We start from the raw sequence: 22338 nt of genomic DNA, 5'->3' as shown, positions 1-22338 counted from the left end.
GCGCCGCCGGCCAGGGCTAGCGACTGCCGCACAAAGCTAAAAAACAGCCAACTGGTTCCGCAGCAGCCTTTTTTGGGGCCTAGCCGTCGAGGCCCTGGCGCAGCAGCTGGTTGGCTAGCTTGGGGTCGGCCTTGCCGCCGGTGAGCTTCATGAGCTCGCCCATGAACATGCCGGTGAGCGACTTTTTACCGGCGCGGTACTCGGCTACTTTGGCGGGGTTGGCGGCCAGCACCTGCTGCACGAGGGCTTCGAGCTCGCCGGCATCGGCCTTGGTGAGCAGGCCCAGCTGCTCGGCGGCGCCGGTAGCGTTGGCCTGCGGGTGGTCGAGCAGGAAGGGAAACAGCTGCTTGCTGGCCACCGAGTAGTTGAGCTGGCCCGCCTCAATCAGCTCGATAATGCCGGCCAGCTGGCCGGGGTCCATCGGAAAGTCGTTGATTTCTAAGGCACGCTCATTCAGGTACGACTTTACCGGACCCATCACCCAGTTGGCGGCGGCCTTGGCGCTGCCAGCCGGCAGCAGGCGGGCCAGGTCGTCGAAGTACTGGGCCACTTCCTTCTGGTCAATCAGCACGTTGGCGTCGTAGTCGCTCAGTCCCAGCTCGCCCGTGAAGCGGGCGTAGAGCTGCTGCGGCAGCGCCGGCAAGCCGGCCTGCACGCGGTGCAGCCAGGCATCGTCGATGACGAGGGGCGGCAGGTCGGGCTCGGGGAAGTAGCGGTAGTCGTTGAGGGTTTCCTTCGAGCGCTGGCCGCTGGTGGTGCCGCTGGCCGCGTCGAAGCCGCGCGTCTCGGAATCCACCTCACTGCCATTTTCCAGAATCTCAATCTGGCGCTTCACCTCGTACTCAATGGCCCGCTGCACATTGCGGAAGGAGTTCATGTTCTTGACTTCCACCTTGGTACCGAACTGGCTAGCCCCCTTTTTCATCACGCTCACGTTGGCGTCGCAACGCAGGGAGCCTTCCTCCATGTTGCCGTCGCAGATGCCCAGGTACTCGACCAGCTTCTTGATTTCGGCCAGGTAGGCGTAGGCTTCTTCCTCGGTACGAATATCGGGCTCGCTCACAATCTCGATGAGCGGCACGCCGGCGCGGTTCAGGTCCACGAGGGTTTCGGTTTCGCCGGCCAAGTGCATGCTCTTGCCGGCATCTTCCTCCAGGTGAATGCGCGTGATGCCGATGCGGCGCGTGCTGCCGTCGGCGAGGCGAATATCGACGTGGCCGCCGTAGCAAATCGGGGTCTTGTCCTGCGTAATCTGGTAGCCCTTGGGCAGGTCGGGGTAAAAGTAATTTTTGCGCGCAAACAGGTTTTCGCGCTGAATCTGGCAGTTGGTGGCCAGGCCCATTTTCAGGGCAAAATCCACGGCCGTGCGGTTCACGCGGGGCAGCGTGCCGGGGTGGCCCAGGGTGATAACCGAGAGGTTGGTATTGGGCATAGCGCCGTACTCATTCTCATCGGAAGAATACATTTTGCTGTGCGTCAGCAGCTGCGCGTGTACTTCGAGCCCGATTACGGGCTGGTAGCTGGCAAGAAGGGCGTCGTCCATAAAAGCAGTAGTGGGGGCGCGGCAGCTTCCGCCGCAACCGGGCCGCAAGTTAAAGCCGATTCGGTGCGCCAGGGTTTTAGGGGTGCCGCGGGGCTAGCCCCGCTCCTACTTTCGGGCCCTAAAAAAAGCAGCCCGCTCAACACGAGCGGGCTGCTTTGTTAGCGTAGCCGGTGGGCTAACCAGCGCTTACTTGCGCTTGGCCGGGGCCTTCTTGGCCGGGGCCTTGCGGCTGTGGGGGGCGCCGGTGCCGGTGGTCTTCTTGCCGGGCAGCTTCTTGCCTTCCGCCTTCAGCTCCGCGATGCTCGGGGCCGGGCCATACTTGGCTTCGGCCGCGTTGGTCTCGCCCGTCAGGTAGGGGTCGAAGTCCACGCGCCGGTTCAGGGCCTGGCCCGCGGCCGTCTTGTTGTCGGCAATGGGCTTGGTTTTGCCGTAGCCCCGGCTCTCGATGCGCTCGGCCGGGATGCCGTGCTCCAGCATGTACTTGCGGGCCGAGGCAGCGCGCTCGTAGCTCAGGCGCAGGTTGTAGGCCTCGTCGCCCTTGCTGTCGGTATGGCCGGCAATGGAGAGCGAGTAGTCCGGGTAGTCGTTCAGTATCTGCACCATCTGGTTCAGGCGCGGGTACGAGCTGGGCTTGAGCGTGGCCTTGTTGAAGTCGAAGTTGATGTACTTGGTGGCCTCGTTGAGAATCTTCTTCTGCTCGGCCGGAATCTCGGGGCAGCCTTTGTTGGAGGCCGGGCCGGCGCGGTCGGGGCAGCGGTCCTGGTAGTCGGGCACGCCGTCGCCGTCGCGGTCGAGCGGGCAGCCGGTGGCGTCCACTTTCACGCCGCTGGGTGTGCCGGGGCACTTGTCGAGGTAGTCGGGCACGCCGTCGCCGTCGGCGTCGAGCGGGCAGCCGGAGGCATCGACGCGCACGCCGGCCGGGGTGTTGGGGCACTTGTCATCGGCATCGGCTACGCCGTCGCCGTCGCTGTCGGGGCAGCCTTGCAGGGCGGGCAGGCCCTTCACCTCGGGGCACTTGTCCTGGTAGTCGGGCACGCCGTCGCCGTCCGTATCGAGCGGGCAGCCGTTCACGTCCACTTTCACGCCCGCGGGCGTGTCGGGGCACTTGTCCTTGCGGTCGGGCACACCGTCGCCGTCCGTATCCTTGGCTTTGCCAAAGTTGGCGGTAATACCCGCCGAGAACTGCATGTAGCGGTCGTATTTATCCCAGAAGTTATCATTGTCCGGGTTGCCGCCCACGCCATCGAGGCGGTAGTCGTCGCGGTCGAGGTAATGCTGACCGGCCTGCACGAAGAGGCCAAAGCCCGGCGAGATGCGAAAATCAAGACCTAGCGCAGCCTGGCCGTCGAAAGAGCCGAAGCTGGTGTGGTTGCTAACCGAGGGCGCCGTATTGATATAGCGGTCCGAATACACGATGGCCAGGCCCGGCTGCAGCAGGATGTAGGGGTCAATCGGCGAGTTGGGCAGCAGCTTGAATTTAAAGCCCAGCCCCAGGGTAGTTACGTTGGCCCGGAAGCGACGCGCAGTGCCATAGTTGCCGGGGGTGGTAGGGGTAGTAAAAGTATTATCCTCGCTGGGGTAGCGCAGCAGGCCTTGGTTGGCCGACAGGTTAATGTCGATGCCTTTGGTTACGTAGCGGCTGAGCGTGAGGCCACCGCCGTAGGGCTGGTTGCGCAGGTCCCAGAAGTTGCTACCCAGGTCGCCCCGGTACTGCAGAGCCGATACGTAGCCGCTGATGCCCCATTTGCGGTCGGCGTTTTGGGCCTGGCTGCGCGGCGCGGCAGCCAGTAAAGCAATCCCGCTCAATAGCGCGGTTTTGAATAGGGGGTGTTTCATCAAAGAATGAGAAGAGTAAAAAGGGTATTTAACAAGTACTTGCAGCTGAGCCAGGCCTAGCCAGGCCATTTTCTGCTACCAGACGGCTACCCAAACCAGGCCAGCCGCCGCCCTCCCGTTACGGCTACTGTTGAGTATTAGTTATACCTCAAGTATCCCTTTCCCTGTTGCTACAGCTTTTGTAAGAGCGGTAAGTCGATGCCCTTTTAACCTGCACCGCCACCCGATAGGCATCGGCTGGCGTATGCCCGCAGCGCCGACCCTGGCTCAGAAACCGCATGAGTTTGGTTCCGGCCGCCAGCACATTCTGGTCAAGCACAGGCCCCTGCAATGGTAGCGCCGTGCGCGGCGTGGGTGAATCTGCCGGGCCTAGCGGCCGGCCGCGGGCCGGTCGAGGTGCTGCAAAGCCGTCATGTTGCGCAGGCTTTTTTCCAGGCCCTCGTTGGAGCCATCGAGGAAAATAACGTTGCCCTTGCCCTGCTCGGCAAAGTGCTTGATGGCCTCGGTCCACATCGAGAAGTAGACGAGCGAGGGGTCCAGGTTGTTCTCGGCCAGCTCCTGCACGGCGTGGGCCATGCCCTTGGTTACTTCCTCGCGAAACAGCGCCACGCCCTGGCCGCGCAGCTGGGCGGCGATTTTCTCGGCCTCGGCCGAGATTTTAATGGCGTTGCCCTCGGCCTCGGCAGCCTTGGTTTTGGTGATGAGCAGGGCCTGGCCCTCGTTTTCGGCGGCGGCCTTGAGGTTGTTGCTGGCCACTACCTTGGCCATCGAGCGCATGATTTCTTCGTCAAAGGCAATGTCGTTGAGCTGCAAGTCGATGAGGTGGTAGCCCCAGCTTTCGAGGGTTTCGTCGAGCTGGTCTTTCACGTGCAGCACGATTTCACCGCGCAAACTCAGCACGGCCGCCTGGCGCTGGGTAGCCACGAAAGCCCGGATGCTGCCCTCCACGGTGCGGATGAGCGCCTGCATGAGGCTGCGCTCATCTACAAACTTAAAGGCCACGTTTTTAATGGTTTCGTCGGCCTGGTTGAGCACCGAGTACACGAGCATGGCCTTAAAATTGACGTTGGCCTGGTCGATGGTAATGGCCTGAAACTCCAGCTCCAGCGAGCGGTTTTGAATGGAGATGCGCTTGAACACCGTTTCAATAAACGGCAGCTTAAAATTGAGGCCCGGCATCATTACGCGGCGGTATTTGCCAAAGACCGTGACCACCGCCACCGTGCCCTGCGGCACAATAACGTAGCTCAGAAAGAGCGTGAGAAGCAGCAGACCGAACAGAATCAGCGAAAAGCTCATGGCAGCGGGCAAAAAGGTGAGATGGATAGCCGAACGTGCGGCAAGGTAAGCGCCTGGCTGCACGTTTGGAATGGTATCTCGCCAGCGCCGGGCGCGCATTACACCTCAGGGCCCAGTTGGTAGGCCTACTGCCTTACTTTTGCGTCATTACCGGTGATGGATTGCCACCGCGAACCGCCGGCGCCCCCAGCGCCGCGCTGATGATTCCTACGCTACCGACCGGCCAGTAGGGCCGCGCCGGACGAATCGTCCTGTTATTTCGCACCGTGGTTACTTCTCCTTTTAGCAGCTATCTCCGCGCTTTCACGCCGACAGCTAGTTTCACCCTGCGCTGGCTGCTGCTGGCTAGCCTGGTGGGTGCGCTCGCTGGCACGGCCTCGGCCGGCTTTCTGGCTAGCCTCGATTGGGTGACGGCCTGGCGTACGGCGCACCCCTGGGCCCTGGCCTTGCTGCCGCTGGGTGGCCTGCTCATCGGGCTGGCCTACCACTACTTCGGCAACCGCGTAGTGAAAGGCAACAACCTCATTCTCGACGAGATACATGCCCCTGGCGCTACTATTCCGCTGCGGCTGGTGCCGCTGGTGCTGGGCAGCACGCTGCTCACGCACCTGCTGGGCGGCTCGGCCGGGCGCGAGGGCACGGCCGTGCAAATGGGCGGCGCGCTGGCCGACCAGCTAGCCCGCTGGCTGCCCCGGCGCGAGCGCCGGCTGCTGCTCATTGCGGGCATGAGCGCGGGGTTTGCGTCGGTGTTTGGGACGCCGCTGGCGGGAGCGGTGTTTGGGCTGGAAGTGTATTTGCTGGGCGGCGTGCGCTACGAGGCCATTTTGCCCAGCTTCCTGGCGGCCGTGCTGGCCGACGTGGTAACGCGCGCCTGGGGCGTGGGCCACACCCACTACCCTACCCTGGCGGCGCTGCCGCTCACGGCCGCCGGGCTAGGGTCGGCGTTGCTGGCGGGCGCGCTGTTTGGGCTGGCGGCGCGCAGCTTCGCCACGCTCACGCACGCTATCAGCAAGCTTTTTAGCCGGATAGCCTACCCGCCACTGCGGCCGGTGGTGGGGGGCGTGCTGGTGGCCGGAGCCATGTGGGCGCTGGGCACCCAGCGCTACGCCGGGCTAGGGGTGCCGGTGATTGTGGAGGCATTTCAGCACCAGCTGGGGGCCCAGAATTTTGCTCTAAAGCTGCTCCTCACGGCCCTCACGCTGGGCGCCGGCTTCAAGGGCGGCGAGGTGACGCCGCTGTTTTTCATCGGGGCCGCGCTGGGCTCGGCGCTGGCGGGCGTGCTGCCGCTGCCGGTGGCGCTGCTGGCGGGCATGGGCTTCGTGGGGGTGTTTGCGGGCGCGGCCAACACGCCGCTAGCCTGCCTGCTGATGGGGCTGGAGCTGTTTGGGACCGGGGCGGGTGTGTACCTGGCGCTGGCCTGCGTGGTAGCGTACCTATTTTCGGGCCACTCGGGTATTTATAGCTCGCAGCAAATTGGGCAGGCCAAGCACCCGCTGTTTGGGCGGCTGGCCGGGCGGCAGCTGGGGGCGCTTGGCCGGCCGGCGGCCACCCCTCAGTCCGTGCCCGCCAAAGGCCAGCGGCCAGGCGCCGCGCCCGCAGCCTAACAGCTTGCCAAACAATATATTATTTTTTAAATCAACGCACAGGGCGGGCGGCCGGCTTTTGGCCGGCGGTTCACTCATTGTTCGGGCCACTCGTTGTTCCAGCGGGCGGGCGGGCAGTCAAAATCCGGCCGCCCGCCCCAGCCAAGCGGCACCCGGACTTGGGAACCGCGCTAATAGCCATGTGAAAAATATCAAATCATTAGCCGCGTCTGCTGGTTTGAAGGCGGACTAAGAACTAATGATTGCTAAACGACTACGCATCCTGGCGCTGCTGGCGCTAACTACGCTTACTGCCCAGGCTCAGGCTCAGGCTCAGGCGCCCGCTTCGGCTAGCTCCGACTCGCTGCCTCATCCGACGAAAGACCTAGGTGACCTGGTGCGCGCGGTGCTGCCGCGCCGCCACCGCGCCGCCGCCGACTCGGCCCGCGCTGCCCGCCCGCCCAAAGCGCACTCGCTGGTGGTGCTGCCCGCCGTGGCCTACACCCTGGAGGCCCGCTTTCTGGCTACGCTCACGGCCAGCTACACCTTCGAGCGGGCCGATGCCAACCTGTCGGTGCTCTCCACCACGCTCACTTATACGCAGAACCAGCAGATTATCCTGGCTTTGAACGGTCCGCTATGGACATCCCACAACCATAGTCTCTGGCTGACTGATTTTCGCCTCCTGCATTACCCACAGCAAACCTACGGCCTGGGTAGCAATGCTAGTATCTACGATGCTATTGGCATGAATTACAACTTCTTGCGTATACACCAGAGCTATTATCACCGCATCGGGCTGAAGGGCAACCTGTACGTGGGCGGCGGTTATTTTCTGGATACGCGCTGGAATATCGAGAGCGTGAACGGCGAGGGGCAGCAGATTTACGTTATCTCGGGCTACCGGGCGGGCGTGGCGGGGCACTCCACCTCGTCGGGCCTGGTAGTGTCGGTGCTGCGCGATACCCGCGACAACCAGCTGCGCCCCGCCGCCGGCGAAAGCTACCTGTTTCTAGCCCTGCGCAACAACCTGCAAGCCCTGGGCTCGGATGGCAATTACCGCTTTTTCCAGTTCGACACCCGGCGCTATTTCCACGCCGGGCCGCGCGGCAACGTGCTGGCCTTCTGGCTTTATGGCGATTTTGCACTGGGCCAGGCCGCGCCCTACCTCGACCTGCCCGCCACGGGCTGGGATACTTACAGCGTCACCGGGCGGGGCTATATCCAGGGTCGCTTCCGGGGCACCAGCCTCGTGTATGGCGAGGCCGAATACCGCTTCAATCTCACCCACTCGCGGGTGCTGGGCGGCGTAGTATTCGCCAACAGCCAGTCGGCCCGCAACCCCGACTCCGGCTACGGGCGGCTAGCCCCGGCCGGCGGCGCCGGCATCCGGCTGTGTCTGAGCAAGAAATCCAGCTCCTACCTGGCCGTGGACTATGCCTTCGGCATCCAAGGTTCGCAGGGGGTGTTTTTCAACCTGGGCGACGTGTTTTAGGATGAATTTTTAGCAGGCTTCAGCCTAAGCCCTGGCTAGCCCCGCTACTTGGTGCCTCTTCAACTCGGCCGACGGGGAGTCTGCCCCCTGCTTCTACTCCTGGCACCGGCTGTCTCTAGCCGCCATCCCGCGCTCAAGCCAGTGACTGCCCAGTTTGCTTTATCAACGTAGCTACCCAGGTGCCCGGCACCAGCCGCACCAGGCACCTGGTGGCGAATCAGCCGCGGCGCGAAAAGCGGCAACTAATTCGCCAATAAATTGTGCACAATTAAACATTACCCAACCAAGCCCGGTTTGCTCGCTGCTCGCTCATGGCAACTACTTCTGTTTCTGCTGCACCCGACTACCTGCTGAAGCTGGAAAACCAGCTGTGCTTCCCGTTCTATGCGGTATCGCGGCAGCTTACCAAGGCCTACCAACCGTTGTTGCAGGCACTCGGCCTCACGTACCCGCAGTACCTCGTGCTGTTGCTACTGTGGGAGCACAGGCAACTGACGGTGAGAGAGCTAGGCAAAAAGCTACTGCTCGATTCGGGCACGCTCACGCCCCTGCTCAAGCGCATGGAGCAGCGGCAGTGGCTCAGTCGCCGGCGCGACCCGCAGGATGAGCGCTCGGTTATCATTGCCCTGCGGCCGGCCGGCCGCGCCCTGCAAGCCCCGGCCAGCCAGCTACCAACGCAGCTGCTGGCTAAGCTGACCTTATCGCCGGCCGAAGTGGTGGCCCTGCGCACTCAACTTACGCAACTTCTTTCCCAGCTGACCGCGTAGGCAGCTGTTTTTATTACCCCCAATGAAAATCAACAAAGTATTTACGGCCCAGGCCAAAGTACAGGGTGGCCGCGACGGCCACGTCACCACCGCCAACAACGCCCTCGACCTCAACCTAAGCACGCCCAAAGAGATGGGCGGCGCGGGCAAAGCCGGCGCTACCAACCCCGAGCAGCTTTTCGCCGCGGGCTACGCCGCCTGCTTTGAAGGCGCGCTGGGCGTAGCCGCCCGCCAGGCCAAGCTAAAGCTGGAAAAAGTAACCGTGGAAGCGCTCATCGGCTTCGGCCAGGCCGAAGATGGCGGCTACGGCATCTCGGCCGACCTGCACGTGAACCTGCCCGGCATGGAGCAGCAGCAAGCCGAAGCGCTGGTCGAAGCCGCCCACGGCATCTGCCCCTACTCGCGCGCCACCAAAGGCAATATCGAGGTAAACCTTACTACCACGACCCACGCCTAGCGCGGGCTAGCCTCGCACTGGCTTAAACCAAAAACGGCCTTAGCGAAATGCTAAGGCCGTTTTTAATTGCGCTGCCGGGTTCGCTCTTGGTGGGGCTAGCCCGCCAATACCCCAGCTTATTACACGCCGTGGCCCTGCACCAGCCGCGCCACATAAAACGCGGCGGCGGCGGCGGCGGCGCCCGTGGCAGCCATCTTGAAGGCGCCGGCCACGGGTGCCTGGCCCGTCATGCGGCTTTTAAAGAAGCCAAATACCAGCAGGCACACCAGCGTGATAACGCCCGACCACAGCAGCCCCTCGTGCGGCGTGGAGGTTAAAAAATAGGCGCTGAGCGGGATGAGCCCCCCACGGCGTAGGCCGCCGCGATAGTGAATGCGCTCTTGAACGCCTGCTTGGGGTCAGGCTCTTCGAGGCCCAGCTCGTACTTCATCATGAACTTGACCCACTGCTCGGGGTCTTTCACCAGCTCGTTGGTGGCCTGGGTGGCGGTAGCCTCGCTGAGGCCCATCTCGACCAGCAATTCTTGCACTTCCTTGCGCTCTACGTCGGGCACAGTGCGCACTTCTTCGTGCTCGCGGGCCAGCTCGGCGGCGTAGTGGTCTACCTCGGTGCGGCCGGCCAGGTAGCCGCCTAGCCCCATGGCAATGGAGCCGGCCACGATTTCGGCCAGCCCCGCCGTGATAACCAGGCCCGACGACTGCACGGACCCGCTCAGGCCGGCCGCCAGCGCGAAGGGCACGGTGAGGCCATCGGACAAGCCAATAACGATGTCTTGCAATACGGCCGAGCTGGTGAGGTGCTTTTCGGCGGGGGCTTGTTTTACGGCAGGAGTCATGCTAATTTATTTTTTCAATCAGTTACGGCATTACGAAAGAAAAGTCGGCGCTTACCGCGTTGGCGGTGAAGCCAGTGCTTTGGCGGTGGCGGCCACGCAGGTCGAGCGCCCTGTACTGTTTGTCGTTGACCGAGTGGGTCCGGTAGAGCGCGAAGCAGGCGACCACCGGCTGGCTTAGGGATAAGGCTACTAATTTTAAAAACGGTTAATCGCCGCCAGCCCCCTTGCGCAGCTCGGCATCGAGGAAGTAGGCGCCGCGCCGCACAAGCTGGGTGGTATCGCGCAGGGGGTCGAGTATAGTCACGGCCACGTCGCCGTGCTGGGGCTGGCCGGCGCGCACCTTCACGCGCCGAAAAACGGTGCGCCCCGAGTCGGTGCCCACCCGCTGAAAGATGTAGCTCAGGTCGCCGGCCTGAATGAGGGCCGCCTCCGGCAGCGTGCGCACGCGGGCGCCGGCCGTCTGGATGCGGGCCGCCACAAACTGGCCGGGCAGCAGGTCGCTGCGCTCGGGCTCGAGGTGAGCGTGCACGCGCACTGTGCGGGCATTGTCGTCGAAGGCCTTGCCCACCAGGAAAACGCGGGCCGTCAGCTCCTCATCGCGCCCCGAGTTTTGCACCTTGAACAGGATTTTCTGCCCGGGCTTCACCAACGCCACGTCTTTCTCAAACACTTTGAGCTCCAGGTGCAGGTCGTCGCGGTTCAGCACCTCGGCCAGCGGGTCCTGAGGGTTCACGAATTCGCCGGGGTTGATGTTGACCGACTTCACGTAGCCGGCGATGGGCGTGGTGAGCGGCACCGCGCTCGCGATGGTGCCCGCGTCGAGCCTAGCCAGCGAGATGCCCAGCAGCCGCAACTGGGCGGCCGTAGTGCGTAGCGTGGCCTGCTCGGTGGCGTAGTCGGCGCGGGCCATTTGCAGCTTGCGCTTGGCGCCCACATCTTCCACGTCCAGAATGCGTTGGCGCTCCAGGTCTTCGGCCAGAAAGCGCACTTTGGCTTTGCTCTGCAAGTACTGCTGCTGCATGGTGAGGTACTCGGGCGAGCGCAGCGTGGCGATGACCGCGCCGGCCGCTACGTGCTGCCCGGGCAGCACATTCACCGTCTGCACGTAGCCCCCCATGATGGCCGTAATGGCCGCCCGGTTTTGGGGCGGCACTTCCACCGAGCCGTTGGCCTGCACCTCGGTGGTCATATTCTGGCGCTCGAAGCTGCCGAGCTGAATACCAGCCGCTTTCTGTTGGGCAGCGCTGACTTCTACCTGGTCGGGGTTGGCGGGCGGGGCCGGGGCAGCGGGCTTGCCGTCTTTGTCTTTGCCGGCGGGCGCGTCTTTGCTGGCCGCCGCGTCGGGCTTGCTGCCGCAGGCGGTGAGCAGGACTAAGCTGGTGGCTAGGGTATAGTATTTGAGGGCAACTGACATTGCGAGGAGGAAGGGAGCCGGGGCTCGTTTTTCGGAAAGGATAGGCTAGCGCGCGGCCGTCGGACCGGTGCCGACGAGGGTTTCGATGTTCACCACCACTTCGTTGTAGCGCTGCGCCTGGTCGAGGTAATTATTCAGGATTTGCCAGGCCGGGTCGGTATTCACCACGTAGGTCACGTAGTCCACATCGCCGGCCCGGAAGCTTTTTTCGGCCGTGGCCAGAATGAGCCGGGCCTGGGGCAGGGCCGTTTTCTCGTAGTAGTCGAGCGAGGCCCGCGCCCGCCGCAGCTGCATGCGCAGGGTGCGCAGCTGGGTGCTGAGCTGGGCCGTGGCGTAGCTCAGCTGACCGGCCGCCACCTGCTCGCCGATGCGGGCGGCGGCTACCCTGGCCCGCCCCGCCCCGCCCAGCAGCGGAAACGCCAGCCCCAGCTGCCCCACATTCAGCGCTCGAAACTCGGGCCGGATGCTTTGCTGGAAATAGCCGGCGCGCAGGTCGGGCAGGCGGCGCAGGCGCTCTACCTTGGTTTGCTGCTCGCTCACGGCCACCTGCTGGCGCAGCAGGCCGAGCGTGGGGTTGCTCTCGGGCGAGAGGGCGGCCGTGTCGGCGGGGGTGAGCGGGGCCACCAGCGCCGCAGTGGTGTCGATGGCGGCCGGCCCGGCCTGGCCCAGCAGCTGCCCGAGCTGGGCGCGCTGCACATCGAGGTCGGAAAGCGTGGTGAGCAGGCGGTTTTCGAGCTCACTGGCGCGGGCCTCGGCGGCTACCTGCTCCAGGCGGTTGGTTTCACCCACCTGGTAGCGGATGCGAGCGGCGCGGGCGGCGCGCCGGTAGAGGCTGTCTTGCCGGCGCAGCAGCGCCACCCGGCGGTACGTCACGAGCAGACTGTAGAAACTGGTGCGGATGGTACCGGCCAGGGTGCGCTGATTGAGGCGGGCCTGCTGCTCGGCCGTTACGCTCTGGCTTTGCAGGAGTTGGCGCTGGGCCAGGTACACACCCGGAAAAGCCGTTTGCTGAATAACGTTGAAGGTGTGGTCAATCAGGTTGCTCGACACCTGCCCAAATTGAGAATCGACTGTCGTGCGCGGTGGCTCAATGCCGGTGCGGATAAGCGCCCGCTGCTGCTGCACTTGCAGGCTGGAGGTTTGCAGCGACTGGTTTTGCACGCCCGCCGTTTGCAGGGCCTGGTTCAGATTCAGCGGCTGGCCGGCCGTCGAGCCGAACGTGTTCTGCGCGTGCGCACCGGATGCCGCTCCCAGCAACCCGAGCAGCAGCACGAGGCTAGCCACGACCGGAGCCGGCTGGGGCGCCGGGTTTTTATCCTGGTTTCCGTTGGCCTTGCCATCTTCAGCGGGTGGGGCCTCGCCTACTTCGGCGGCGTGCTTGGCTTTTTCTTCGGCCTCGGCGGCTTCTTCGGGGTTGGGCTCGCCGTCTTTCGTAAAGAAGGAATAGAGCACCGGCAACACAATGAGGGTGAGCAAAGTAGCCGAAATCAACCCGCCGATAACGACCGTAGCCAGCGGCTTCTGCACCTCGGCGCCGGCCGAAGTACTGAGCGCCATCGGCAGGAAGCCCAGCGACGCCACGCTGGCCGTGAGAATAACCGGCCGGAAACGCTCCTCGGTGGCGCGCAGCACGCGCTCGCGCACGCTCTTCACGCCTTCGGCAGCTAGCTCGTTGAGGCTAGCCAGCAGCACAATTCCATTGAGCACGGCCACGCCAAACAGCGCAATGAAGCCCACGCCCGCTGAAATACTAAACGGCATGCCGCGCAGCCACAGCGCCACAATGCCGCCGATGGTGGCCAGCGGCACGCCCGTAAAAATGAGCAGCGCCTGCTTCACCGACCGGAATGAGAGGTAGAGCAGCATGAAAATCAGCGTCAGCGACACCGGCACGGCTATCGACAGGCGCTTTTTGGCCTGCACCAGGTTTTCAAACTGGCCGCCGTACTGCAAGGTGTAGCCGGGCGGCAGCTTGAGGCCGGTGTTCAGCTTTTGCTGAATCTCCTCGACCAGGCTCTGCACATCGCGGCCCCGCACGTTGATGCCGATGTTGATGCGGCGGCGGGCATCATCCCGCGAAATCTGGATGGGCGCGTTGTGGTAGCTCACCTGGGCCACTTCGTCGAGGGGGATTTTCTGGCCGCCGGGCGTGTCCACGTACAAATCCTGGAGGTTAGCCAGCCCCTGGCGGTGAGCGCTGTCGAGGCGCACCACCAGGTCGTAGCGACGCTCGCCTTCGTACACCTGCCCGGCCACGTCGCCGGCGAAGGACGAGCGCAGCAGATTGTTCAAATCGCTTACTTTCAGGCCGTACTGCGCCAGCTTCTGGCGGTTGTAGCTCACGCGCATCTGCGGCAGGGCGGCTATCTGCTCCACCTTGAGGTCGCCCACGCCTTGCAGCGGCCGGATGAGGTCGGCCGCATCGTTGGCTTTCTCGAAGAGCACGGCCAGGTCGTCGCCAAAAATCTTAATGCTCACGTCCGATTTCACGCCCGAAATCAACTCGTTGAAGCGCATCTGGATGGGCTGCTGAAACTCCATCGTGACGCCCGGAATGCCGGCCAGCGCCGCCTGCATCTTGTTGGCCAGCTCCTCGCGCGAGCTGGCCGAGGTCCACTCCTTGCGGTCCTTGAGAATCACCATCTCGTCGCTGTCTTCCAGCGACATCGGGTCGGTCGGAATCTCGGAGGTGCCGCTCTTGCCCACAATCTGCTCAATTTCAGGAAATTTCTGAAGCAGAATCTGCTGCACGCGGCTGTTGGTGGCGATGGTCTGGCTCAGCGAGGAGCCGGGGGCCAGCGTCACGTTCAGGGCAATGTCGCCCTCATCGAGCTGCGGAATAAACTCGCCGCCCATGCGCGAAAAAATGAAGCCCGCCAGCACCAGCAGCCCCACCGCCGCGCCCGCCACCAGCCAGCGCGCCCCCAGCGCCGCCCGGATGATGGGGTCGTAGCCCCGGTGCAGAAACCTCATAATGCGGTAAGCCAGCGTGCCTTCCTCTTTGATATCTTTCTTCAGGGCCCAGGCCGTGGCGGCGGGCACGAAGGTGAGGCACATCAGCATGGCCCCGATAATGGCAAAGCTCACGGTAAGGGCCATCGGCCGGAACATCTTGCCCTCAATACCGGTGAGCGACAGGATGGGGAAGTACACGATGAGGATGATAAACTGCCCGAACAGGGCCGACGACATGAGGCGCGTGGCGGCGTGCTCGGTCATATCGTCCATCGTTTCGTGGGCGGCCTGCTCGCGCTGGTGCACGAGGTGAAAGATGACGGCCTCGACGATAATCACGGCGCCATCGACGATAAGGCCGAAGTCTAATGCCCCGAGGCTCATCAGGTTAGCCGACACGCCAAACATGCTCATCATGCCCAGCGCGAAGAGCATGCACAGCGGTATCATGAGGGCCACCACCACGGCGGCCCGCCAGTTGCCGAGCAGCAGCAGCAGCACGGCCAGCACGATGATGCCGCCCTCGATGAGGTTGTGCTCGACGGTGGCAATGGCCTTGTCTACGAGCTTGGTGCGGTCGAGGAAGGGCGTGATAACGAGGCCTTTGGGCAAGGTTTTCTGAATCTCGGCCACCCGCTGCTTTACGTTCTTGATGGTATTTTCCGAGCTGGCGCCTTTGAGCATCAGCACGATGCCGCCCACGGTTTCGCCGTGGCCGTTGCGGGTCATGGCCCCGTAGCGCACGGCGTGGCCGTAGCGCACGGTGGCCACGTCGCGCACCAGCAGGGGCTGGCCAGGCGCGGCCTGCTTGATAACGGTGGCGCCCAAATCGGCCAGCGACGTGGCCCGGCCCTCGCCCCGGATGAAGTAGGCATTGGGGCCGCGCTCAAGGTATGAGCCCCCGGTATTACCATTATTATCCTGCAAGGCTTGGTAGAGCTCGGCCATCGTCACGTTGTTGGCCGCCAGGCGGTTGGGGTCCACGGCCACCTCGTACTGCCGCACAAAGCCGCCGAAGCTGCTCACATCGACCACGCCGGCCACGCCGGCCAGCCGGCGCTTCACTATCCAGTCCTGCACGTCGCGCAGCTGGGCTAGCGAATAGCGCTTTTCATAGCCCGGCTCGACCCGGATGCTGTACTGGTAAATCTCGCCCAGGCCGGTGGTGATGGGCGCCATGCCGGGCGTGCCCGAGCCGGCTACGAGGTCACCCTGGGCCTGGGTCAGCTTTTCGGCCACCAGCTGGCGAGTGCGGTAAGTATCGACGTTGTCGGGGAAAACAACGGTGATAACCGACAGCCCGAAGCGCGAGATAGAGCGAATTTCGGTGACGCCCGGAATGGTGCGCAGCTGCAGTTCGAGCGGAATGGTGAGCATCTGCTCGACCTCCTGCGCGGCCAGGGCGGGGCTCTGGGTGATGACCTGCACCTGGTTGTTGGTGACGTCGGGGATGGCATCGAGCGGCAGGTTGGCCGCCGAAAAGCCGCCCCAGGCGATAAGGCCCAGCAGCAGCAAACCCACAATGAGCTTGTTGCGAACACTAGCCGCAATAATTTTTTCTAACATGAAAACAATGGAATGCGGCGGACAAGCGCAGCCCTGGCGGGCGCCGCGCGGGACCGGACCGTGCGCGGCACGGCCGGGAAATTCGCCAAAAAATCATACGTACTAAATCAGCCGGATTGGCCGGCCACGTGGCGGGCAGGCCTTTAGCGGGAAGCTGGCCGTAGGTGGTTAGACCGGTGTTGGCTAGCCTTTTCCCTAGTTGCGGCTCTCCTTTTGAAGCAGAGTAGCGGGCGCTTGGCAGGCGCACTACCCCCAGGGGCGCAACCGGACTAGGCTCGGGGCGGCTGCAACAGGGCCATTGCGGGCCCGCCCTGGTACTGCGACAGGCTAGCCGGGCGATACGCCCGGCCGGTGCGGGGCACCGGGCGTCCTACTACCCCGGCCGTGAGCGCCAGCGGCAGAAAAGCTACGTGGCCGTGGCCACTGCACGAATGCCGCCCGTGCAGCGGCAGCCCCTGATGGTCTTGTTGGTGCCGGGGCTCAAACGTGCAGCCAAAATGCGCTTTGGTGCCCGAGCCGTAGTGCTCGGCCAGGAACTGGGCCAGCGACAAGCCGCCACCCGCCACCGAATGGTGGAAGCGGTAATGCTCCAGCAGCTGGGGCAGCTTGCTCAGCTCCGACAGGTCGTTCTGCGGGATGAAGCTACCGACCAGCATGAGGCAGGCAAGAAAAAAGGCGACCACCGCTTTCATAGTACGCTCCCAAACGACAAGGCGAGGCGAAGGTTTGTTAATGACGGGGAATTTCGCAAACTTAAGGCGAATTTAAGAGTACGCTGCGGGAGCGAGAAATCGGGCAAAACATTTATCCGCCGAGTGTATTCTTGGCTCATTATGCGTCTACTTCCGCTTTTTCCGCTCAACCTGGTGGCCTTCCCTGGGGAGAAATTAAACCTTCACATTTTTGAGCCGCGCTACCGCCAGCTGGTGCGCGACTGCCTGGGGGAGGGCCTCACCTTCGGCATTCCGCCCTTTCTCGACAACTCAGTGCAGGAGCTGGGCACCGAGATGCGCCTGCTAAGCGTGGAAAAAACCCACCCCGGCGGCGAGATGGATATTCGCACCGAGGCGCTGGGCGTATTTCGGGTGCAGAAATTCTTTCGCCAGGCGCCGGGCAAGCTCTACGCCGCCGGCCAGGTCGAGGAGGTGGTGCAGGATGAGGAAGCGGACCCGGCGCTGCGCGCGGTTATTACCGGGCAGGTGCGCCAACTCTACGAAGCGCTAGGCCTGCGGAAGCTGCTGCTCCAGCTGGACCCCGCCTTTCGAATTTTCGACGTGGCTCACCACATTGGCCTCAGCACCGAGCAGGAGTACCAGCTGCTGGGCACTACGGCCGAGCTGGAGCGCCAGGAGATGGTGCGCGAGCACCTCGAGCGCCTGCTGCCCGCCGTGCTCGAAGCCGAGCGCCTCAAGGAGCGCGTGCGTCTGAACGGGCACTTTAAAAATCTGCTACCCCCGCAGTTTTAGGAGCCGCCTACTGCTAAGCGATTACTTTTATCATCCCAATCAGGGGCTTACTCGTATCTTGGGTTACCTTAGCCACAGTATCTCTTCCCACTCACTTTTACGCAGTTACTTTATGAAGAATCTCTTCTCAACAACGCCTCACGTACGCCGGCTAGCCTTAGTGCTGGGGGGCCTGCTGGCCGGCCCGGTCGGGGCGGCGGCTCAAACGCCCCCTATGACGATTTTCGCGCTGGGCACGGTAACACAGACTTATTATACGCTGCAACCCGGCACTCAGATTATCGCTCAGTTAAATCCCGCCAACCTGAGCAATACCAATTCTTTGCTCGCGGTTCAGCCCGTGCCAGTGACGGGGGTAATCGCTGGCCAGCAGCTGGTGGGGCTAGATGAGCGGCCCAGTACCGGGCAGCTCTACGCCCTGGGTTACAATACTGCCACCCAGGCGGCCCAGCTTTATGTGCTGGACGGCACGACGGGCGTGGCAACGGCCGTGGGCGCCCCCGTGACCGGCCTGAACCTGCAGGATAACGACCGCAACAACACGCGCGGCATTGTGCCCAACGTGGGCTTCGACTTTAATCCGCGCCTTGACCGCGTGCGCATCGTGGCGCCCAATGGCACTAACTACCGCGTGAATCCCAACCTGGGGGGCGCGGCCGTGGCCGATGCCACGCTGGCCTACGCCAGCGGCAGCACCGTGGGCCACGCGCCCTACATCGGCACGGCAGCCTATACCAATTCGGCGCTGGGCGTGACGGGCACTACTCTCTACGACATCGACGTGACGAATACCAACGCGCTGCTCTCTATTCAGGCGCCGCCCAACGCGGGGGTGCTGAATCCGGTGAGCAGCGTCACGTTTATGACCAACGGCAACGGCAATTTCTACCCGCTGACTTCACCTACCGTTGGCCTGGACGTGGATGTTTTTTATGACCGCAGCAGTCGTACTAACCTCGCATACCTCATCGAGGCGCGCTACACGGATATTAATAACCAGGACATTAATAACGGGGGCACGACCAACCAGTTTTCCTCTAACCTGTGGGCGCTCAACCTAGCCAACGGCCAAGCCACGGGCAAGAATATCTTCGGCCGGATTCCGGTTTTTCTGTCCAACATCGCGGCCATGACGCCCGTGCCCAAGACCTGGACCGGTGCCGTGAGCACGGCCTGGGGCACTGCCAATAACTGGTATCCGGTGGGCGTGCCCACCGCAGCCGACGACGTGGTAATTCCGGGCAATGGCTTTTTCGTAACCGCAGCCAACGTGACGGTGACCAACCAGCCTACCGTGAGCGATGCCCAGCAAGCCGCCTCAGTCAACCTTATCAGCGGTGCCGTGCTGACGACGGCCAACGGCGGCACACTCAATGTGAACGGCGACTTTGTGAACAACGATAGCCAGGTAGCGGGGAGCGGCACCGGCACGGTGGCGCTGGTAGGCAGCGCCGCGCAAGACATCAGCGGCAATAGGGCCACCACGTTTCAGAATCTAAGCGTGAGCACGGCCAGCGCAACTACCAGCCAGGCGGTTTCAATAGTGCGCGCCCTTACCGCGACGGGCAACCTGGCCATTGGGTCGGGCCAGCCCTTCACGCTGCTCTCCAACAGTGCGGGCACGGCCTACGTAGTGAACAATGGCGGCGGCGCCGTGACGGGCACGGCCACGGTGCAACGCTACATCACACCTACCAACGCCGGGGCCGGCTACCGCCACTACAGCACGCCGGTGAGTGGCAATACGGTAGCCGACTTTGCTACCACGGGCTACTCGCCGGTAGTGAACCCGGCTTATAACTCCAGCGCCACGCCGCCCGCCGTCACACCCTTCCCCAACATTTATACCTACGACCAGGCGCGCCTGAGCCTCACCAACTCGTCGCCCGAGTTCGACAAGGGCTTCCAGTCGCCCGCCACGACCGCCGACCCGCTTACGGTGGGCCTCGGCTACACAGTGAACATCGGCGCGGCAGAACTGGTCGATTTTATGGGCACGCTCAACAACGGCAACTACTCGCGCACCGGTTTGGCTCGGGGGCCGCAGGCTACGGCCGGCTGGCAGCTGCTCGGCAACCCCTACCCCGGCGCCATTAGTTTCACGACCTTATTCGGCGCCTCATCGGGCATTGAAAACGGCTTGTACGTGTTTAAAAGCAACGGCCAGTACACGGGTGCCTACGCAGCCTACGTGAATGGCACCGGCACAAACGGGGGCAGCGACAACGTGCCGCTGGCGCAGGGCTTCTTCGTGCGGGTAGCCGCCGGGCAAACCGGCACCGTCAACTTCACCAACGCGGCCCGCACCAACGTGCCCGAAACGGCGCTTTTCCAGCGCACGGCCGCCGACCCCCGCCCGGCCCTGGCCCTTACGCTGCGCAACGCCAGTGCGGCCAACCAGACGCGGGTGTATTTTGAGCAGGGTGCCACACCGGCGTTCGACGTGAAGTACGACGCGCACTACCTGCCCGCCACCCACGGCCTCGACCTGGCCAGCGACATCAGCACCGAGGCCCTGGCCATCAATGGCCTGCCCAAGCTGACCGGCGCCGTGACGGTGCCCCTGCGCGTGCACGCCCCCGCCGCCGGCACCTACACCCTGGCCGTGGATGAGCTCAATAACCTGCCCACCGGCTACCACGCTTACCTGAGCGACGCCACTACCGGCACCTACACCGACCTGGCGACCACGCCCAGCCTCAGCCTGAACCTCAGCTCGACTGACCCGGCCACCGGCCGCTACGCCATCGTGTTCAGCGCCAACGCGCCGCTGGCTACGGCTTCGGCTGCCCTGTCGGCCCAGGCCAGTCTGTACCCCAGCCCAGCCCACGGCACCGCCACGCTGGTGCTGCCGCAGGCCCTGCGTGGCACTAGTGCCAGCACGGTGCAGCTACTCAACGCCCTAGGTCAGGTGGTACTGACCAGGACGATGGCGGCCGGCGCCGCCCCCAGCCTGGAGCTGCCCCTGTCGGGCCTGGCGGCCGGCATCTACACCGTGCGGGCCACTACGGCCGCCGGCCTGGTAGCCAAGCGATTGGTGGTACAATAATTTAACTTGCCAGGCTAGCCTGTTCTGCCTTAAAAAAGCACCCCGTCGAAAATTTTCGGCTGGGTGCTTTTTTGTATTACCTATTCTATTCTTCTAGCTTAAGTCAGTCGAAAAACCGCCGGGTGCCAGGCCAGAGCACTGGCAATAAAATCATAACCGGCAGCGGCGACACGATAAAATCGATGATGCGCCGCCCCAGGTTATACACTCCGGATGCATTGCCACCCAGCCGCCCCACCAGCATCAGGATGATGTAGAGCCCCAGCAGCCCCAAGTAGACCTGCGCGGCCCAGCGGGTGCGCTGGCCGTCGCGCAGCAGCACGTGCAGCAGCAGCAGGCACAGGCCCACGTAGAGCAGGCTATAGGTGACCACAGCCGGCAGGCTGCGCGTGGTAACCAGGCTACTGGTGCCGTGCTGCATGCGCGCCAGCCAGCTTCCCAGGCCTGCCAGTTCGAATAGAGTCTGCCAGGCGCGCGTGAGCGCCGCAAAGACGGTATCGGATTCTATCCCCAACAGAAACAAAACCAGAACCAGCGCCGCCGCCAGCAGCCAGCGAGCGGGCGTGAGGGACTGGCCGGCACGCGAAAACTGCGGGCTCATGCGTCGGTGGCAGCGGGCAAGCCATACCAGCGCACCCACTGCACCCAGAGCAGGCAAATAAAGGCATACACCACGAAGCTGAACGTATAGTGGTGGTTGAAATCAACTGACCGGTGGGCGTAGTGCTGATTGAGGGCCAGGGCTCCTACCCGCACGATATTAAGCAGATACAGCGCCAGGACACCCAGCGGAATAAACCACAGCTTGGGCCGCGGCGGACCTGGAAATGCCACGATAAACCCCGCAAACAAGGCGTAGAGCACCAGCCCATCGCAGGGCGCGCCCACTATCACGGCGGGGCGACCATCCATCAGCAGCAGCGAGTTGGGTGCCGTGCTGGCGGTGAAACCTAACAAGCGCAGCAGCCCCGCGCTGGCCGCTGCAATATTGGTCGATAGCCAGGTGTCGAGCCGGCCGTCGGGTCCGATAAAGCCTTCGTAGCCAATCAGCCAGACCAGGTATAAGCCAGCGGCTACGAGCAAAAATTGCCAGCGCGGGGCTAGCCGGTCCCAGCGGGATGGGGCATTGGGCGTGAGGTGAGGAAGCATAGGCACAAATATATCCGGCCCGCGCCAAGCTGCCGCTAGCCCACTACGGCTTCAGGCCGCCCGGAATACCCTGAGGATAAACTTCCTGAATGTCTTTTTGCAGCTCTTCGATGCGGTTGCCGGGGTTGGGGTGCGTGCTCAGAAACTCGGGCGGGTTGCTGCCGCCGGCCTGTTTTTCGAGCATCTGCATCACGTTTATCATGGCGCGGGGGTCGAAGCCAGCCTGGGGCGTGAATTTAACGGCAAACTTATCGGCCTCCAGCTCGTCGTTGCGGCTGAAGCGCAGGCTCACGAGCTTGGCCACCATCGCGGCGGCGGCGGCGCGGGCGGCGCTGCTGCCGGGGCTATTAGGGTCGTAGGCCGCAATGGCGGCGGCGCCGGTGAGGCCCTGCGTAAGCTGGCTCTGGGCTACCTGCTCGGCCGAGTGGCGGGCCACGACGTGGCCTACCTCGTGGGCCAGCACGCCGGCTAGCTGGGCTTCGCTGGTCAGGTTTTTAAGCAAGCCCTGCGTAATAAATACCTGCCCGCCGGGCAGGGCAAAGGCATTGATAGTCTGGTCGTCGGCCAGCAGGTGGAAGCGGTACTGGTACTGGGTTTTTTGGGTCAGGCCGTTGGCCTCGACAATGCGCTGGCCCACCTGCTGCACGGCGGCCGTGGCGCGGGGGTCGCGGCTTTCGCCGCCGTATTGCTGCTCCATTTGGGGGGCAGCCTGCACACCCAGGGCTATTTCCTGGTCGGCCGTCATGTTCACGTGCTGCTTCTGGCCCGTGACGGGATTAGTCGAGGTATTGAAGAAATAGCCCAGCAGCGTAACGACTGCGATAACAAGGCCAATAATAACGCGAAGATTTAGGCGCATGGTCAGAAAGAAGGGAAGAGTGAAGAAAACCGGGCACCAGCCCTCTGCAAGCCAGGCCCGGCCGA

The 22338-nt window shown here is 63.4% G+C and carries 16 protein-coding genes, 1 pseudogene and 1 riboswitch; of the genes and pseudogenes, 7 read left to right on the top strand and 10 right to left on the bottom strand.

Annotated elements, in window-relative coordinates; genetic code table 11:
- Positions 1-79: 79 nt before the first annotated feature.
- From gatB to GKZ68_RS06705, 3 genes are all read right to left on the bottom strand, one after another.
- On the bottom strand, positions 80-1543 hold the full coding sequence (gene gatB / locus GKZ68_RS06715) for an Asp-tRNA(Asn)/Glu-tRNA(Gln) amidotransferase subunit GatB (RefSeq protein WP_173112305.1): 1464 nt from the start codon (positions 1541-1543) through the stop codon (positions 80-82).
- A 186-nt stretch (positions 1544-1729) separates the two neighbouring features.
- Positions 1730-3379: an OmpA family protein gene (locus tag GKZ68_RS22375; protein WP_173112302.1), complete on the bottom strand. Its 1650-nt coding sequence runs from the start codon at positions 3377-3379 to the stop codon at positions 1730-1732.
- Positions 3380-3748: 369 nt separating this feature from the next.
- Complete coding sequence (locus tag GKZ68_RS06705) at positions 3749-4678, bottom strand: SPFH domain-containing protein (RefSeq protein ID WP_173112299.1); 930 nt, start codon at positions 4676-4678, stop codon at positions 3749-3751.
- A 143-nt stretch (positions 4679-4821) separates the two neighbouring features.
- Positions 4822-4895, top strand: a riboswitch (Fluoride riboswitch).
- Positions 4896-4944: 49 nt separating this feature from the next.
- On the opposite strand from GKZ68_RS06705, the gene GKZ68_RS06700 reads away from it, so the two are divergent.
- The 4 genes from GKZ68_RS06700 (at position 4945) to GKZ68_RS06685 (ending at position 8980) form a co-directional block, all read left to right on the top strand.
- A complete protein-coding gene (locus GKZ68_RS06700) occupies positions 4945-6282 on the top strand; it encodes a chloride channel protein (protein ID WP_173112296.1) in 1338 nt (445 codons plus the stop codon).
- A 238-nt stretch (positions 6283-6520) separates the two neighbouring features.
- Positions 6521-7756: a hypothetical protein gene (locus tag GKZ68_RS06695; RefSeq protein ID WP_173112293.1), complete on the top strand. Its 1236-nt coding sequence runs from the start codon at positions 6521-6523 to the stop codon at positions 7754-7756.
- Between the two features lie 311 nt (positions 7757-8067).
- Positions 8068-8523 carry a MarR family winged helix-turn-helix transcriptional regulator gene (locus GKZ68_RS06690; protein ID WP_173112290.1) on the top strand — a complete coding sequence of 152 codons (456 nt, stop codon included), beginning with the start codon at positions 8068-8070 and terminating at the stop codon, positions 8521-8523.
- Between the two features lie 22 nt (positions 8524-8545).
- The gene (locus GKZ68_RS06685; RefSeq protein ID WP_173112287.1) at positions 8546-8980 is read left to right on the top strand and encodes an organic hydroperoxide resistance protein; all 435 of its coding nucleotides are present in this window, start codon (positions 8546-8548) and stop codon (positions 8978-8980) included.
- Positions 8981-9099: 119 nt separating this feature from the next.
- On the opposite strand, the pseudogene GKZ68_RS06680 reads toward GKZ68_RS06685, so the two are convergent.
- A pseudogene (locus tag GKZ68_RS06680) lies at positions 9100-9815 on the bottom strand (VIT1/CCC1 transporter family protein).
- Between GKZ68_RS06680 and GKZ68_RS06675 the strand changes: the two are divergent.
- Positions 9814-9993 carry a hypothetical protein gene (locus GKZ68_RS06675; protein WP_173112284.1) on the top strand — a complete coding sequence of 60 codons (180 nt, stop codon included), beginning with the start codon at positions 9814-9816 and terminating at the stop codon, positions 9991-9993. The pseudogene GKZ68_RS06680 and the gene GKZ68_RS06675 sit on opposite strands and share 2 nt — an antisense overlap.
- A gap of 27 nt (positions 9994-10020) precedes the next feature.
- Here GKZ68_RS06675 and GKZ68_RS06670 read toward each other — a convergent pair whose 3' ends face one another.
- The 3 genes from GKZ68_RS06670 to GKZ68_RS06660 form a co-directional block, all read right to left on the bottom strand.
- The gene (locus GKZ68_RS06670; protein WP_173112281.1) at positions 10021-11229 is read right to left on the bottom strand and encodes an efflux RND transporter periplasmic adaptor subunit; all 1209 of its coding nucleotides are present in this window, start codon (positions 11227-11229) and stop codon (positions 10021-10023) included.
- A 45-nt stretch (positions 11230-11274) separates the two neighbouring features.
- Positions 11275-15750: a CusA/CzcA family heavy metal efflux RND transporter gene (locus GKZ68_RS06665; RefSeq protein ID WP_173112278.1), complete on the bottom strand. Its 4476-nt coding sequence runs from the start codon at positions 15748-15750 to the stop codon at positions 11275-11277.
- Between the two features lie 269 nt (positions 15751-16019).
- Positions 16020-16406 (bottom strand): hypothetical protein, encoded by a 387-nt coding sequence (locus tag GKZ68_RS06660; RefSeq protein WP_173112275.1) that lies wholly within the window; start codon positions 16404-16406, stop codon positions 16020-16022.
- A gap of 177 nt (positions 16407-16583) precedes the next feature.
- Between GKZ68_RS06660 and GKZ68_RS06655 the strand changes: the two genes are divergently transcribed.
- Complete coding sequence (locus GKZ68_RS06655) at positions 16584-17216, top strand: LON peptidase substrate-binding domain-containing protein (RefSeq protein ID WP_173112272.1); 633 nt, start codon at positions 16584-16586, stop codon at positions 17214-17216.
- A 112-nt stretch (positions 17217-17328) separates the two neighbouring features.
- Positions 17329-20265, top strand: a complete 2937-nt coding sequence (locus GKZ68_RS06650; RefSeq protein ID WP_173112269.1) for a DUF4394 domain-containing protein — start codon at positions 17329-17331, stop codon at positions 20263-20265.
- A 103-nt stretch (positions 20266-20368) separates the two neighbouring features.
- On the opposite strand, the gene GKZ68_RS06645 is transcribed toward GKZ68_RS06650, so the two are convergent.
- From GKZ68_RS06645 to GKZ68_RS06635, 3 genes are read right to left on the bottom strand one after another with little or no spacing between them, the layout of a single operon-like run.
- A complete protein-coding gene (locus GKZ68_RS06645; protein ID WP_173112266.1) occupies positions 20369-20866 on the bottom strand; it encodes an XrtX-associated membrane protein in 498 nt (165 codons plus the stop codon).
- The gene (gene xrtX / locus GKZ68_RS06640; protein ID WP_173112264.1) at positions 20863-21414 is read right to left on the bottom strand and encodes an exosortase X; all 552 of its coding nucleotides are present in this window, start codon (positions 21412-21414) and stop codon (positions 20863-20865) included. The genes GKZ68_RS06645 and xrtX overlap by 4 nt, the downstream gene beginning before the upstream one ends.
- Before the next feature lie 43 nt (positions 21415-21457).
- Entirely contained in the window at positions 21458-22273 is an 816-nt protein-coding gene (locus tag GKZ68_RS06635) for a M48 family metallopeptidase (RefSeq protein ID WP_173112261.1), read from the bottom strand.
- Positions 22274-22338 lie beyond the last annotated feature (65 nt).

Source organism: Hymenobacter sp. BRD128, assembly GCF_013256625.1.
Taxonomy (GTDB): Bacteria; Bacteroidota; Bacteroidia; order Cytophagales; family Hymenobacteraceae; genus Hymenobacter.
This window is presented reverse-complemented; position numbering and strand designations above follow the sequence as displayed.

What these genes read in the sequence shown, in the direction of transcription:
- gatB (WP_173112305.1), bottom strand. Translation starts at nt 1,543, where the DNA reads ATGGACGACGCCCTTCTTGCCAGCTACCAGCCCGTAATCGGGCTCGAA.
- GKZ68_RS22375 (WP_173112302.1), bottom strand. Translation starts at nt 3,379, where the DNA reads ATGAAACACCCCCTATTCAAAACCGCGCTATTGAGCGGGATTGCTTTA.
- GKZ68_RS06705 (WP_173112299.1), bottom strand. Translation starts at nt 4,678, where the DNA reads ATGAGCTTTTCGCTGATTCTGTTCGGTCTGCTGCTTCTCACGCTCTTT.
- GKZ68_RS06695 (WP_173112293.1), top strand. Translation starts at nt 6,521, where the DNA reads ATGATTGCTAAACGACTACGCATCCTGGCGCTGCTGGCGCTAACTACG.
- GKZ68_RS06690 (WP_173112290.1), top strand. Translation starts at nt 8,068, where the DNA reads ATGGCAACTACTTCTGTTTCTGCTGCACCCGACTACCTGCTGAAGCTG.
- GKZ68_RS06685 (WP_173112287.1), top strand. Translation starts at nt 8,546, where the DNA reads ATGAAAATCAACAAAGTATTTACGGCCCAGGCCAAAGTACAGGGTGGC.
- GKZ68_RS06675 (WP_173112284.1), top strand. Translation starts at nt 9,814, where the DNA reads ATGCTAATTTATTTTTTCAATCAGTTACGGCATTACGAAAGAAAAGTC.
- GKZ68_RS06670 (WP_173112281.1), bottom strand. Translation starts at nt 11,229, where the DNA reads ATGTCAGTTGCCCTCAAATACTATACCCTAGCCACCAGCTTAGTCCTG.
- GKZ68_RS06665 (WP_173112278.1), bottom strand. Translation starts at nt 15,750, where the DNA reads ATGTTAGAAAAAATTATTGCGGCTAGTGTTCGCAACAAGCTCATTGTG.
- GKZ68_RS06660 (WP_173112275.1), bottom strand. Translation starts at nt 16,406, where the DNA reads ATGCTGGTCGGTAGCTTCATCCCGCAGAACGACCTGTCGGAGCTGAGC.
- GKZ68_RS06655 (WP_173112272.1), top strand. Translation starts at nt 16,584, where the DNA reads ATGCGTCTACTTCCGCTTTTTCCGCTCAACCTGGTGGCCTTCCCTGGG.
- GKZ68_RS06650 (WP_173112269.1), top strand. Translation starts at nt 17,329, where the DNA reads ATGAAGAATCTCTTCTCAACAACGCCTCACGTACGCCGGCTAGCCTTA.
- GKZ68_RS06645 (WP_173112266.1), bottom strand. Translation starts at nt 20,866, where the DNA reads ATGAGCCCGCAGTTTTCGCGTGCCGGCCAGTCCCTCACGCCCGCTCGC.
- xrtX (WP_173112264.1), bottom strand. Translation starts at nt 21,414, where the DNA reads ATGCTTCCTCACCTCACGCCCAATGCCCCATCCCGCTGGGACCGGCTA.
- GKZ68_RS06635 (WP_173112261.1), bottom strand. Translation starts at nt 22,273, where the DNA reads ATGCGCCTAAATCTTCGCGTTATTATTGGCCTTGTTATCGCAGTCGTT.